Source organism: Terrisporobacter sp. (genome assembly GCF_017888745.1).
Taxonomy (GTDB): domain Bacteria; phylum Bacillota; class Clostridia; order Peptostreptococcales; family Peptostreptococcaceae; genus Terrisporobacter.
On sequence record NZ_JAGHFM010000076.1, the window covers coordinates 20,705 to 35,527 of the forward strand.

General features: G+C 31.1%; 16 protein-coding genes and 1 tRNA gene. All 17 read left to right on the forward strand.

Annotated elements, in window-relative coordinates; all coding sequences use genetic code 11:
- The first annotated feature begins 9 nt into the window (after positions 1–9).
- Positions 10–780, forward strand: a complete 771-nt coding sequence (locus J7G74_RS03760) for an ATP-binding protein (RefSeq protein WP_297132123.1) — start codon at positions 10–12, stop codon at positions 778–780.
- Between the two features lie 19 nt (positions 781–799).
- On the forward strand, positions 800–1,744 hold the full coding sequence (acsD, locus tag J7G74_RS03765; protein ID WP_297132125.1) for an acetyl-CoA decarbonylase/synthase complex subunit delta: 945 nt from the start codon (positions 800–802) through the stop codon (positions 1,742–1,744).
- 30 nt (positions 1,745–1,774) lie between these two features.
- On the forward strand, positions 1,775–3,139 hold the full coding sequence (acsC, locus tag J7G74_RS03770; protein ID WP_297132127.1) for an acetyl-CoA decarbonylase/synthase complex subunit gamma: 1,365 nt from the start codon (positions 1,775–1,777) through the stop codon (positions 3,137–3,139).
- 51 nt (positions 3,140–3,190) lie between these two features.
- Positions 3,191–4,006 (forward strand): carbon monoxide dehydrogenase/acetyl-CoA synthase methytransferase subunit, encoded by an 816-nt coding sequence (gene acsE, locus J7G74_RS03775; protein WP_297132129.1) that lies wholly within the window; start codon positions 3,191–3,193, stop codon positions 4,004–4,006.
- Positions 4,007–4,112: 106 nt separating this feature from the next.
- Entirely contained in the window at positions 4,113–6,242 is a 2,130-nt protein-coding gene (gene acsB, locus J7G74_RS03780; RefSeq protein ID WP_297132131.1) for an acetyl-CoA decarbonylase/synthase complex subunit alpha/beta, read from the forward strand.
- 31 nt (positions 6,243–6,273) lie between these two features.
- A complete protein-coding gene (gcvH, locus tag J7G74_RS03785) occupies positions 6,274–6,651 on the forward strand; it encodes a glycine cleavage system protein GcvH (protein ID WP_297132133.1) in 378 nt (125 codons plus the stop codon).
- Positions 6,652–6,819: 168 nt separating this feature from the next.
- Positions 6,820–8,748: a corrinoid activation/regeneration protein AcsV gene (gene acsV / locus J7G74_RS03790; RefSeq protein WP_297132135.1), complete on the forward strand. Its 1,929-nt coding sequence runs from the start codon at positions 6,820–6,822 to the stop codon at positions 8,746–8,748.
- Between the two features lie 341 nt (positions 8,749–9,089).
- On the forward strand, positions 9,090–9,227 hold the full coding sequence (locus J7G74_RS03795; protein WP_297132137.1) for a hypothetical protein: 138 nt from the start codon (positions 9,090–9,092) through the stop codon (positions 9,225–9,227).
- 142 nt (positions 9,228–9,369) lie between these two features.
- A complete protein-coding gene (locus J7G74_RS03800; protein WP_297132139.1) occupies positions 9,370–10,395 on the forward strand; it encodes an ABC transporter substrate-binding protein in 1,026 nt (341 codons plus the stop codon).
- The gene (locus J7G74_RS03805) at positions 10,395–11,477 is read left to right on the forward strand and encodes a FecCD family ABC transporter permease (protein ID WP_297132141.1); all 1,083 of its coding nucleotides are present in this window, start codon (positions 10,395–10,397) and stop codon (positions 11,475–11,477) included. The genes J7G74_RS03800 and J7G74_RS03805 overlap by 1 nt, the downstream gene beginning before the upstream one ends.
- The gene (locus J7G74_RS03810) at positions 11,477–11,998 is read left to right on the forward strand and encodes an ABC transporter ATP-binding protein (RefSeq protein ID WP_297132143.1); all 522 of its coding nucleotides are present in this window, start codon (positions 11,477–11,479) and stop codon (positions 11,996–11,998) included. Before J7G74_RS03805 ends, J7G74_RS03810 begins: the two co-directional genes overlap by 1 nt.
- A gap of 12 nt (positions 11,999–12,010) precedes the next feature.
- Positions 12,011–12,328, forward strand: a complete 318-nt coding sequence (locus J7G74_RS03815) for an ABC transporter ATP-binding protein (protein WP_297132145.1) — start codon at positions 12,011–12,013, stop codon at positions 12,326–12,328.
- Between the two features lie 221 nt (positions 12,329–12,549).
- Positions 12,550–12,741, forward strand: coding sequence for a CooT family nickel-binding protein (locus J7G74_RS03820; RefSeq protein ID WP_297132147.1), 192 nt, complete (start codon positions 12,550–12,552; stop codon positions 12,739–12,741).
- Between the two features lie 24 nt (positions 12,742–12,765).
- Positions 12,766–13,182, forward strand: a complete 417-nt coding sequence (locus J7G74_RS03825) for a DUF3842 family protein (RefSeq protein WP_297132149.1) — start codon at positions 12,766–12,768, stop codon at positions 13,180–13,182.
- Between the two features lie 13 nt (positions 13,183–13,195).
- Positions 13,196–13,510 (forward strand): hypothetical protein, encoded by a 315-nt coding sequence (locus J7G74_RS03830; protein WP_297132152.1) that lies wholly within the window; start codon positions 13,196–13,198, stop codon positions 13,508–13,510.
- Between the two features lie 191 nt (positions 13,511–13,701).
- A tRNA-Ser gene (locus J7G74_RS03835) sits at positions 13,702–13,794 on the forward strand.
- Positions 13,795–13,960: 166 nt separating this feature from the next.
- Positions 13,961–14,755 (forward strand): chloride channel protein, encoded by a 795-nt coding sequence (locus J7G74_RS03840; RefSeq protein ID WP_297132154.1) that lies wholly within the window; start codon positions 13,961–13,963, stop codon positions 14,753–14,755.
- The last annotated feature ends 68 nt before the right edge of the window (positions 14,756–14,823 follow it).

Consider the following 14,823-nt stretch of genomic DNA (forward strand, 5'->3'; position numbering starts at 1 on the left):
AAGTCTTAAATGAGTTATAACATAGCGGTAGCAGGAAAAGGTGGAACTGGTAAAACAAGTCTTACAGGGCTTTTAATAGATAATTTATTAAAAGAAAATAAAAAACCAATTCTTGTAGTTGATGCTGATGCTAATGCTAATATTAATGAAGTATTGGGAGTAGATGTAGAAGCTACAATAGGTCAAATTAGGGAAGAAGCTAATATGACTGAAAAAAGAGGCGATTCATTTCCTGGAGGTATGACGAAAGCTCAATTTTTACAATGGAAATTAAATTCTATTATAGTAGAAGGTGAAGGATACGACTTATTAGTAATGGGACGATCTGAAGGTGAAGGCTGTTATTGTTTCGTAAATGGAATATTAAGAGAGCAAGTCCAAAAGATTTCTAGCCATTATAACTATGTAATCACTGATAATGAGGCAGGTATGGAACATTTAAGTAGAAAGACATCTAAACATATTGATACTTTGTTATTAGTAAGTGATTGCTCAAGAAGAAGTATACAAGCTGTTGCAAGAATTAGAGACTTAGCTGATGAATTAAATTTAAGTGTTGGAAGTGTTTATCTTATAGTAAATAAAGCACCGGATGGGGAGTTAAATGACGGTATAAAAGAAGAAATAAAAAGACATGATTTAAACCTTCTAGGTGTTGTACCTTTAGATGAATTAATATATGAATATGATTCTAACGGAATTCCACTTGTGAATTTACCTAAAGAATCAAAATCTAGAATGGCTATGGAGAAAATTATAGCTAAATTAGAATTAAAATAGGCTTAAGGGGGAAAAAGATATGGCATTTAAAATGTCTGTTCAAAAAAGTTCTGGAAAAGTAAATGAAGTAGTAATAGGAACAGGAGAAAAGGCTATAAAATTAGGTGGAGAAAATGTATTACCATTCTATGCATTTGATGGTGATACAGGAAATGTCCAAAAGGTTGGTATAGAAATTAATGATGTATATCCAGAAAGTTGGATTCAATGCTACAAAGATATGTATAAAGATGTAGCAAATGATCCAGCTGCATGGGCTAAATACGTTGAAGATAATACAGAAGCAGATTTTGTTTGCTTAAGATTAGTAGGTGCAGATCCAAATGCAGAGGATAAATCTGCTGAAGAATGCGCAGAAGTAGCTAAAAAAGTGGCTGATGCTATTGAATTACCTTTAGTAATAGCTGGATGTGGAGTTGCTGAAAAGGATGGTAAAGTATTTGCCAAAGTTTCTGAAGCCCTTGAAGGCAAAAATATTTTAATATTATCTGCAGTTGAAGAAAACTATAAAGAAGTTGGTGCAGCAGCAGGCCTAGCATACGGTCAAAAAGTTGGTGCAGAATCAGCAGTAGATATAAACTTAGCTAAGCAAATGAATGTTTTATTAACTCAATTAGGTGTTAAACCTGAAAATACAGTTATGAACGTAGGTTGTTCAGCTGTAGGATATGGTTATGAGTATGTTGCATCTACAATGGATAGAATTAGATTAGCAGCTTTCAATCAAAATGATAAGTCATTACAAGTTCCAATTATAACACCAGTTTCTTTTGAAGTTGGTCATGTTAAAGAAGCTATAGCTGATGAGATAGATCAACCAGAATGGGGATGCAATGAAAAAAGAAGTATAGCTATGGAAGTTTCAACTGCTGCAAGTGTTTTAGTAGGTGGATCTGATGCAGTAATACTTCGTCATCCAGAATCAATAAAAACTATAAAAACATTAATAGGCGAATTAGCTTAATATTATTTGTAAGGTTAGGGGGATAAAACAATGGCATTAAAAGCTTTAGATATATTTAAATTAACACCAAAGAAAAACTGTAAGGAATGTGGATTTCCAACTTGTATGGCTTTCTCTATGAAAGTTGCTAGTGGAGCAGTAGAAGTAGAAAAATGTCCACATATGTCTGATGAAGCAATACAAAAATTATCAGAGGCTACTGCGCCTCCAATGAAAACTTTAAAAGTTGGAGCTGGAGAAAGTGAATATACTCTAGGTGGAGAAACTGTATTATTTAGACATGAAAAAACTTTAGTAAGTAAAAATAGATTTGCTATAGCATTTTGTGACTGCATGACTGAAGAACAAGTAGATGCAAAAATAGCTAATATAAAAGCAGTAGAATATGAAAGAATTGGAGAAGTAATGAGAGCTGAATTTGCTTTTGTTACTTACAATGAAAATAAAGAAAATTTCTTAAGTATTATAAATAAATTAAAAGCTGAAACTAAAGTAGCATTCATATTAAATGTTTCTGATGCTGAAGTTGCTAAAGAAGCTGTTGAAGTATTAAAAGGATTAAATCCAGTAGTATATGGAGCTAATAAAGATAACTACAAAGCTATGATAGATGTAGTTAAAGGAGATAATTTAGCTTTAGGTGTAAAAGCTGACAGCTTAGAAGGATTATATGAAACAGTTGAACTAATTCAAAAAGCTGGATATAAAGAATTAATCCTTGATGTAACTGGAGAAAACATAAAAGATACTTATGTTAATGCAGTTCAAGTTAGAAGAATAGCTTTAAAAGAGCAAGATAGAACTTTTGGATATCCATCATTAGTATTTATAAATAAATTAGCTAATGGAGATGACATGATGGAAGTTGCATTAGCATCTACATTTACAGTTAAATATGGTTCTATATTAGTTTTAAATGATATAAATTATGCAAAAGCATTACCATTATATGCTTTAAGACAAAACTTATATACTGATCCACAAAAACCAATGAGAGTTGAAACAAAAGTATATCCATTAAACAACCCAGATGAAAATTCTCCAGTATTAGTTACTGTTGACTTTGCTTTAACTTATTTCGTAGTAACTGGAGATATAGAAAGATCTAAAGTTCCATGCTGGTTAGTAATACCTGATGCAGGTGGATATTCAGTTCTTACTTCTTGGGCTGCTGGTAAATTTGGTGGTAGTGTAATAGGAAACTTTGTCAAAGAATGTGGTATAGCTGATATGACTAAGAACAGAGATTTAATAATACCAGGTAAGGTAGCAGTTATACAAGCAGATGTACAAGATAATTTACCAGATTGGAATGTAATAGTAGGTCCTGCTGAGTCTATGGAACTACCTAAATTCTTAAAAGAATATATGGAATCAAAAACAGTAACAGCATAATTTTAGACAATAATTTATAAGATATATAAAATCTAAGGGGGATAAATTAGTATGGAAAAATTTATGATTATAGGTGAAAGAATTCACTGTATAGCACCACCAATAAGAAAAGCTATAGCTGAAAGAGATCCAGAGCCAATATTAAAAAGAGCAAAAGAGCAATTAGATGCAGGGGCTCATGTTATAGATTTTAATATCGGGCCAGCTGAAAGAGATGGAGCTGAAATAATGGAATGGGGAGTTAAGTTACTTCAAAGTGAATTAAATAATGTTCCACTAGCTTTAGATACAGCTAATGTTGCAGCTTTAGAAGCTGGATTAAAAGTTTACGATAGAACTCATGGAAAGCCAATAATAAACTCTGCTGATGCTGGAGATAGAATGCATTTAATGGAGGTAGCTGGCGAATATGATGCAGCAATAATAGCATTATGTGCGAAAGAAGGTATACCTGCAGATAATGACCAACGTATGGGATATTGTACAGAGTTAATAGAAGCAGCTGCAATGGCTGGATTAGATCCTGAAACAGATGTATTATTTGATCCACTTTGCTTAGTTATAAAAGGAATGCAAGATAAACAAATGGATGTTTTAGAAGCAATAAGACAAATGACTGAAATGGGATTAAAAACTACAGGTGGATTATCAAATGTTTCTAATGGTTGTCCAAAACATATAAGACCTATATTAGATAGCAATTGGTTAGCAATGGCTATGGCTAATGGATTCTCTTCTGCGATAGTTAACCCATTAGATGAATTATTAATACAAACAATAAAATCTTGTGACATAATAAGAAACTCTAATTTATATGCAGATTCTTTCTTAGAAGTGAGAGATTTAGCATTTGACTATAGAGGATAAATATAAAAATTTATTAAATAATAGAATTAGGTTTAGATGACTAAGCTTTTATATAAAAGCTTAGTCTGAATATAAACATATAATTCATAAAAGGGGGAAGTAAAAAGTGAATTTATATAATACAATTTACACAGGTGCAAACCAAGCATACGATGCTGCAAATGGTGCACTTTCAGCTGCAATAGCAGAAAAAGGGAAAGAGTGTCCAGTAGCATTCCCAGATACAGCATATTCTATTCCATGTATATATGCTGCAACTGGGCAAAAGATGGCTACTTTAGGAGATTTAGAGGGTGCTTTAGCAATAGTAAAAGCTTTAATAGTAGAAAAACCATTACTTGAAACAGCTTTAAATGCTGGTTTAGCTACAGCTTTAGCAGCTGAAATCGTTGAAGCGGTTAAATATGCAACTAACGAAACTCCATATGAAGCTCCTTGTGCAGGGCACGTAGTTGACCCTGTAATCAGATCTTTAGGTGTACCGCTAGTTACAGGGGATATACCTGGTGTTGCAGTTGTTCTTGGTGAATGCCCAGATGCTGAAACATTAGCAAAAGTAGTTAAAGATTATCAATCAAAAGGTTTATTAACTTTCTTAGTAGGAAAAGTTATAGATCAAGCTATAGAAGCTGAAGTGAAAATGGGTGTAGACCTTCGTGTTATCCCTCTAGGATATGATGTAACTTCTGTTATACATGTTGTTTCTGTTGCTATAAGAGCTGCATTAATATTCGGTGCTGTTCCTCCAGGAGATTTAAATCAATTATTAGAATATACATCTAAGAGAGTTCCTGCATTCGTTAATGCATTTGGACCACTTAGTGAATTAGTAGTTGCTTGTGGTGCTGGTGCTATAGCTTTAGGATTCCCAGTTATAACTGATCAAGTTGTTACTGAAGTACCATGTAACTTATTAACTCAAAGAGATTATGATAAATTTGTTGCAACTTCTCTAGAAGCTAGAGGAATAAAAATAAAAGTAACTGAAATACCTATACCAGTTGGATTTGCGGCAGCTTTCGAAGGGGAAAGAATTAGAAAAGCTGAAATGGCATATGAATTCGGTGGAAACAAAACTCCTGCTTGGGAATTAGTTATAGCTAAACCAATGTCAGAGGTAGAAGATCATAAAATAGAAGTAATAGGTGAAAATATAGATTTATCTAAATTAGCAGATGGAGTTACAAGACTACCTCTTGCTGTAGTAGTTAATGTTGCTGGTAAAGCAATGCAAGAAGACTTCGAACCGGTTCTTGAAAGACGTTTCCATTACTTTATGAACTATATAGAAGGATTAATGCATGTTGGTCAAAGAGACATGTCTTGGGTAAGAATATCTAAAGATGCAGTAGAAAAAGGATTTAAATTAGAGCATATAGGTGAAGTTATGTATGCTATGATGAAAGATGAATTTGAAGCTGTTGTTGATAAATGTGAGGTTACTATAATAACTGATGAAGCGATAGTAAATGAAAGAAAATCTGAAGCATTAGCAAGATATGAAGCAAGAGATAATAGATTAGCTTCTCTTGTTGATGAAAGTGTTGAAGATTTCTATTCTTGTAACATGTGTCAATCATTTGCTCCAGCTCACGTTTGTGTTGTTACTCCTGAAAGACTAGGACTTTGTGGTGCAGTTTCTTGGTTAGATGCTAAAGCTACAAAAGAACTTAATCCAACAGGACCTTGTCAACCAATACCAAAAGGTGAATGCTTAGATGATAAAAAAGGTATCTGGCAATCAGTTAATGATACTGTAAACGAAATATCTCAAGGTGCAGTTGAACAAGTTACACTTTACTCTATAATGGAAGATCCAATGACTTCTTGTGGATGTTTTGAATGTATATGTGGTATAATGCCAGAAGCTAACGGATTAGTTATAGTAAACAGAGAATTCCCAGGAGTAACTCCTGTTGGTATGACTTTTGGTGAGCTTGCTTCTATGACTGGTGGTGGGGTTCAAACTCCAGGATTTATGGGCCATGGTAGACATTTCATATCTTCTAAAAAATTCGCTTACACAGAAGGTGGACCAGAGAGAATAGTTTGGATGCCAAAAGAATTAAAAGATTTTGTAGCTGATAAACTTGATGCTACAGTTAAAGAAATGACTGGAATAGATAACTTTAGTCAAATGATTTGCGATGAAACTATAGCAGTTGATTCAGAATCAGTTTGTGCTTTCCTTGAGGAAAAAGGACATCCAGCATTATCTATGGATCCAATAATGTAATAATAAAAGAATTGATTTGGGGGAATAAAATATGAAAATATTAGCTGAATTAAAATACTCTCCAAAACATACTTGGGTAAGAGTTGAAGGGGAATATGCTTACGTTGGTGTCACAGATTTTGCTCAAGAACAATTAGGAGAAGTGTTATTTGTTGAAATGCCAGAAGTAGAAGATGAATTAACTAAAGATGAATCTTTTGGTGTAATAGAGTCTTCTAAGGTAGCTTCTGATTTAATAGCTCCAGTTTCAGGAGAAGTAGTTGAAATAAATGAAGATAAATTAGAAGATGAACCTGAATATGTAAATGAAGATCCATATGATGCATGGATTTGCAAAGTTAAAATGTCAGATGCATCTGAATTAGATACATTATTAAGTGGAGAAGATTATCAAAAGGGCCTAGAGTAATCTAGTACTACTTAATATTAAATTAATAAAAGCATAGTAAATTTAAGCGCGCTAAGTTTACTATGCTTTTTTACTCATAGTGATATATACAAATAAGGGAATTTCATACCTATTTAAATAAGATAGCAGGTTGAGTGATTATAAAAATAAAATTATTGGGGTGATGATATGGCTAAAGTGTTTTTTAAATCACATAACAAAGAAGTTCAGTGTGAAGTGGGTGAAAATTTATTAGATTTAGCAAGAAAGGCAGATATATTTATAGATGCACCTTGTAATGGATCTCAATCATGTGGAAAATGTAAAGTTAAACTATTAGATGGCAAATGTGATACTGAAAAAAATATACATATTAGTGATGATGAATGGGAACAAGGATATATATTAGCCTGTGCCACTAAAGTTACTGAAGATATAGTAGTAGATGTTCCATCTAAACTTTCTTCATCAATGCATGGTATGAAAATAGAAGGTTCAGATAAAAAAGTGGATAAGGATTTATTTGATAGAGCTAAGAAATTAATAGACGATAACGGGCTTTCATATAGCACTAATATAGAAAAAAGATATATTGAATTAGAAGAACCATCATTAGATGATAACATAAGTGATGTTGACAGACTTGAAAGACAAGTGAGACAAGATTTTGGAATAGATGGAATTGATTTTAGATTAGATATATTAAGAAAAATGCCAAAAGTATTAAGAGAAAATAATTTTAAGGTAACTTTAACTTATGTTAAAAAGAGAAATAAAATAACAATATTAAATATTGAATCAGGAAATAAAGAGGGAGAATTATACGGTCTAGCTATAGATATAGGGACTACTTCTGTTGTTGTGTGTTTAGTAAATTTAATAACTAATGAAATTATTGAAAAAACATCATCAGGAAATTCTCAAATAAGATACGGCGCAGATGTTATAAATAGAATAGTATTTGCCGTTAGAAAAGATAATCTAGAAATTATGAGAAAGGCAATAGTAGAAGATACTTTAAATCCTTTAATAGAGTCAATCTATGAAAAAACAGGTATTGATAAGAATAATGTAATTAGAGCTGTTATTTCCGGGAATACTACTATGTCTACGCTATTTTTAGGTATATATCCTGATTATTTGAGATTAGAACCTTATATACCACCATATTTAAAATCACCAAGACTAATGGGCGAAGATGTAGGCTTAAATATTAATCAAAGTGCATTAATTTATCTATCTCCAAATGTAGCTAGTTATGTTGGTGGAGATATAACAGCAGGTGTATTATCAGCAGGTATATGGGCAAGTGAAGAGAATACACTATTCATTGATTTGGGTACTAATGGAGAAATAGTATTTGGAAATAAAGATTTCATGATGTGCTGTGCATGTTCTGCTGGGCCAGCTTTTGAAGGTGGAGGTATAAGTTGTGGAATGAGAGCCTCTGCTGGTGCAATTGAAAAAGTTAGTATTGATAAGGATACTTTAGAACCGAAATTGACTATAATTGGAGAAGGTAACCCAATAGGAATATGTGGTTCTGGTATAATAGATTTAATCTGCCAAATGCTACTTAAAGGTGTAATAGATAGAAGAGGTAAAATCCAAAAAGGTCTTGATAATAGAAGAGTAAGATTTAATGAGCATGAAATTGGTGAGTATGTATTAGCTTTCAAGGATGACTATGAAGGTTTAGAAAATGATTTAGTTGTAAATGAAGTAGATATAGATAACTTTATAAGAGCTAAAGGAGCCATATATTCAGGAGCATCTGTGCTTCTTGAAAGTTTAGGCATGGATTTTGAAGTCATAGATAAAGTATATATAGCTGGAGGTATAGGAAATAACCTTGACATAGAAAATTCTATATTAATTGGATTACTACCTGATGTAGATAGAAGTAAATTTAAATATATAGGAAATAGTTCATTAGTTGGTTCTTACTTAGCTTTAATTAGTTCAGATGCAAAACATAAACTAGAGGAAATAGGTTCACAAATGACATATGTAGAATTAAGTGTATATCCTACATATATGGATGAATTTGTTTCTGCATGTTTCTTACCTCATACCAATATAGATAGTTTTCCAACAGTAAAAGAAATCTTAGAATAATATAAAATTTATTAATTTATAATTATATAAAAAAACTCCTATAATATTTATAAAAAATATTATAGGAGTTTTTTTATGACAATAAATAATTACACTAAATTAGAAAATTATCAATGGAAGTAATTTATAAATAAAGAACATGTAAATTTAAAATTAAAAATGAAATATGTCAAGTTATGCAATAATACATAAAATAATGTATAATATTGAATTTTAATGAAATAAAATATATAAAATTAAATATTTTGACAATTCATGTATATATTTACAACATAATTAATAATTGATAATCTTATATATATAGTCCAGTATAGAAGTGTTCAAAATACTGGAGGTTTAATATGCTAAGAAGGAGTTTAATGAAACATCATAATCCACATATAGGTGGATGCTGCGGTAATGGTGGAGAAAACTGCTGTGGGAGCTATGACCATGAAGAACACATACATCCATATGATCATGTTCACATTCATGCATAATAATTAAATAAGATAATCATAACTATAACCATGAAGGTTTATGTATTATAGATTTGTTATATCTATACATATATAAACCTTTTATTTTTTATAAAATAAATTATATAAATTACAAAAAGTATTTTACAGGGGGAATTAATCAATGTTAAAAAGTAAAGGTTTAAGAAGGGTATTAGCACTATTATCTATAGTAGGGGTAACTTTAAGTTTTGTTGGATGTTCAAATGACAATCAAAAATCTGAAACAACAAAAACAAAAGCAGAAGCAAGTAACTTTGAACCAGTAGAATTTACATATTCTGATGGAGCTAAAGATTATGATGTAAAAGTTGATAAACCTAGACAAAAAGCAGTTACATTATCCCAGTTTATGACGGAAATGTTATTGGCATTAGATTTAGGTGATAAAATGGTGGGGACAGCGCTTTTAGATAATCCAATACTTCCAGAATTTGAAGAAGCATACAATAAAATACCAGAGTTAGAAGTAGGTGAAGGCCACTCAATATCAAAAGAAGGATTTATGGCTACAGGGGCTGACTTTGTCAGTGGATGGGATTCATCAATAAGTGAGCAGACAACAGGATCACCAGAGGAGCTTATAAAAAATGATATAACTCCATTTATGGCAAAGTCTTATTCACCAGATGCAACAGTTGAAACAGTATACGAAGATTTTGAATTATTAGGAAAAATATTTGGAGTAGAAGATAAAGCTACAGAAGTAATAAATAAAATGAAAAGTGATATAAAAGAAGTAAGTAACAAATTAGGTGATATAAAAGAAGAAGATAGAGTAAAAATGATGGTATATGACTCAGGGGAAAAGGATGCCATGGTAGTTGGTTCTGGTCTTGCTAATAACTTAATAGATTTAGCTGGAGGGAATAATATATTTGGAAAAGACGCTGAAAAGCCTTATATAAATGTATCTTGGGAAAGTATAGTAGCTGAAAATCCAGAGGTTATATTAGTAACTGACTTTATGGCTGGACAACCAGCACAAGAAAAAATAGATTTCTTAAAGTCTCATCCTGCTCTTAAAGATGTAGCAGCAATAAAAAATGATAAAATATATGTTGTAGGATTAGCAGATTTATCTCCAGGTGTTAGAAATCCTAAGCTTATAGAGAAAATGTATGGATATTTCTATGGAGAAAATAAATAATGGATATATCAGTACAAGAAAAAAGAGGCCTTTCTAAAAAGAAAGGTTTCCTATTTTGGACAGTATTACTTATTATATTATTAGCTATTACGGTAGTATCAGCAATAGCAATAGGTAGCACATATATACCTCCTGGAGAAGTTTATAAAGTACTACTAAGTAAATTATCAAATGGAATGCTATTTGGTGATGTGGGAACTATAATGACACAAAATATAATATGGGAAATAAGATTTCCAAGAGTGTTATTAGGGGCAATGTGTGGCGCTGGTCTTGCGCTTTGTGGAGTACTTATGCAATGTGTAACTAAAAATCCAATAGCAGAGCCTTATATATTAGGTATATCATCAGGGGCATCTTGTGGTGCTGTAGCAGTTATAGTTTTAGGTGGAATATCTACTATGGGAATAAATAGCATAAGTACAGGTGCTTTTGTAGGTTCAATAATATCAGGAGTTCTTGTATTTGCAATAGGAACTCAAATGGGGAAGACAACTTCTACTACGAGGTTAGTACTTACAGGTATGGCAATATCTACAATATTTTCAGCTCTTACTAATTTACTTATATATTCTGCAGATAATTCAAATCAAGCTAAAAATGCATTATTTTGGACAGTAGGTAGTTTAGGTGGAGCGAAATGGGATGTACTATTATTACCTTTTATAGTATTAATAATAGTAATTATAGCCTCATTTATGATGTCTAAATCTCTAGATATATTACTTTTAGGTGATGATAGTGCAATAATACTAGGAATAAATGTAAAGCTTATTAAGTCAATAATACTTATTTTAGCAACTTTACTTACATCCTCTTTAGTTGCAATAACAGGAGCTATAGGATTTATAGGTTTAGTAGTACCACATGTATGCAGAACTATAGCAGGAAGTGACCACAAAAAATTAATAGTACCCTCATCATTAATAGGGGCAATATTTTTGATAATATCAGATATTTTTGCAAGAGGGCTTTTCCCGCCAATAGAAATACCTATAGGAATCATAACATCATTAGTTGGTGGACCATTCTTCTTATATTTAATTTCTAAGAAAAATTATGCTTTTGGAGGAAAAGAGTAATGCATAAAATTCAAGTAAAAAATTTAAGATTTAGCATAGATAAGAATGAAATATTAAAAGATATATCTTTTAATGTTCCTAAGGGAAGTTTTGTAGGTATTATTGGACCTAATGGATCTGGAAAATCAACTTTATTAAAAAATATATATAGACTATATAAACCATCAAGTGGACAAATTATATTAGATAATAAAGACTTAATTCACATGAAAGATAAAGATTGTGCAAAAGAAACTGCAGTACTTGCTCAAGAAAGTGATTCTCAATTTGACTTTACTGTAGAGCAAATAGTAAAAATGGGAAGATATCCGTATAAATCTATATTTGAAGATTACTCAAAGGAAGATCTGAATATGGTTTCAGATATGCTAAAAAAGGTTGGGCTGGACAATTATATCCATAGAAGTTTTTCAAATTTATCTGGAGGAGAGAAGCAAAGAACTTTAATTGCGAGGGCTCTTGTACAAAATACGGATTTTCTAATATTAGATGAACCTACAAATCACTTAGATATAGGATAGCAAATACAATTAATGGATCTAGTAAAAAGTTTAAATATAACTACGTTATCTGCTATACATGATATGAATATAGCCTCTATGTATTGTGACTATTTAATAGTTATGAAAAAAGGGGAGATAATTGATTTTGGAAAGGTTGAAGAAGTAATAACTTCAGCTATGTTAAAAGATGTTTTTGGAGTAAATGCTTATATAGGTGTTAATCCTATAAATAAAAAACTACAAGTATCATTTATGCATACTCATGAACATATAAATGGTATTGGAGAAGATCATGTGCACGAAGATGGATTTACAGGTTTTCATAGTCATCAACATATTTGTTTATAATTTGTATTTATAAATAGATAGTTGAAAAACAATCCATTATTCTTGGCTTATTATTAACAATAATTATGTTTAAGTATTTGACTTAACAATAATATGAGTATATACTTATGGTATAAGAATATAGAAAAATTTGTAAATGGAATCATGAAGATTTCTTATTGGCGTTATATTGCCTTTAGAAATCTTTTTTTGATTAGATTTATAACTAAGGGGGATTTTATATGTGTGAATCATCTGCATTTGTATTAGGTAAAGATAATAATTTGCAAAAAGTAATGGAAAATGTAGTAACTGTAGACCCGGCTGATGGGAAAGTATATTTAACAGATTTATTAGGGGACCAAAAAATAATAGATGGTTATATTAAAGAAATAAGGTTAATGGATCATAAAATAATATTAGCTCAAGAATAATAATAAAAATTCGAGGTATGTCAAATGATTATAGCTGTAATTGATGGAATGGGTGGTGGAATAGGTGCTCAGGTAGTTAATGCTCTTAGAGAAGAATTACCAACATATATAGAAATTTATGCTCTGGGAACTAACTCAATAGCAACTAGTGCAATGATGAAAGCTCATGCTAATAAAGGTGCTACAGGAGAAAATGCAATAGTAGTTTCTTCTAAAAAGGCAAGTATAATTGTAGCTCCTATATCAGTTGTAATGCCAAATACAATGATGGGGGAAGTTACTAGTAAAATTAGTGAAGCTGTATCAGATAGTGAAGCATTTAAAATTCTTTTACCTATTATGCCAGAAAATTTTGAAGTAGTAGGAGTTGAAGGAAAACCATTGTCTTTATTAATAAAAGATACAATAAAAATAATAAAAAAAGAATTTAATATAAAATAAGGGGGATTTAAAAATGTTAAATAAAAATATAGCTTTATTCCATGAGGGGCATCATCACCATCATGATCATGTACATACTGATTGTGGATGTGGGGGAAGTTGCGGACATGCTCATGAAGAAGATCAAATGAGCAAAGATGAAAAAACTTTAAATATATTATTAGTTCATTGGGTGAATCATAACGAGTCTCATGAAGAAGGATTTAGAGAATGGGTGTCTAAAGCTAAAGAAATGGGAAAAGAAGAATCAGCAGAATATATTGAAAAAGCAATAGAAGCTATGCAAAAAGCTAACGAAATGTTATTAGAAGCTAAGAAGCATATGTAATTATAAATTAGCAAAGAAGATGAAAATTTTCTTTGCTTTTTAATTATATTTGTAATCTATATTTTATTTTAAATTTAATATTATTCACAATAAAATGTTTACTTGAAAATTAATTTTTAATATAGAATATATTTTATCTTTACTAAATATTGACACAATGATTATTATGAGATATAATTGAAGTACAGTTTGGAGAAGTACTCAAGTGGCTCAAGAGGATCCCCTGCTAAGGGATTAGGCTGGATTAAACCGGTGCGAGGGTTCGAATCCCTCCTTCTCCGCCAATCAAAAGATCTAAGATTTTTATCTTAGGTCTTTTTTATATGTTACGGAATTTATAATTTATCTGGTTTGTGGATAAATTATAAATTCCAACCTATTATCTTAAGCAACGGACGAAGTCGTTGGCGATATGAGAGAAGCGAATTTTTTTATGCAAGGAGGGGGAAGATGGATAAAAAAGGTGATAGAGTATATAACATGTTAAAAAGATTAGAAAATCTTAAATATAAGTTAATACTAGATTCTTTATTAGTAGGAGCGTCAGTAGGTTTTGTAATTGTATTCCATCGAATCATATTATCAAGCTTAAGTCATAAGTTTACTAATTTTTATGAAAAAGCAAGTAGTAATTATTTATTAATACCAATAATTTTTTCAGTACTTATACTATTAGGATACATAGTTGGAAAAATGGTGAAAAAAGAACCAATGATTAGTGGTAGTGGTATTCCACAAGTTACAGGAGTTTTGACTAGGAACTTAAAACAGAATTGGTTTAGTGTACTATTTTACAAATTTGTTGGAGGATTAATTTGTTTAGTAGCAGGTCTTTCTTTAGGGCGAGAGGGCCCTTCTGTTCAAATGGGTGCTTGTATTGGAGAAGGTATTTCTGAAAAAACTAATAAATTAGATAATGAAAAGAAATATTTAATAACAAGCGGATCTAGTGCAGGACTGTCTGCAGCATTCAATGCCCCAATATCGGGGGTGATGTTTTCTCTAGAGGAAACCCATAAAAATTTTTCGCCATTAGTTTTAGTATCGGCTATGATAGCCTCGCTTACAGCTGACTTTATTTCAAAAAATTTCTTTGGATTGACTCCATCATTGTATTTTCCAAAGCTTAATTCATTACCACTTAAATATTATTGGGGACTTATATTATTAGGAATTATAATAGGGATAAGTGGAGTAATATATTGCAAAGGATTATTAAAACACAAAACTTATACACAAAAATAAATTTATCAACAGAGATAAAGTGTATTATACCTTTTGTGATAACAGGTATAATGGGGATAACGTTACCT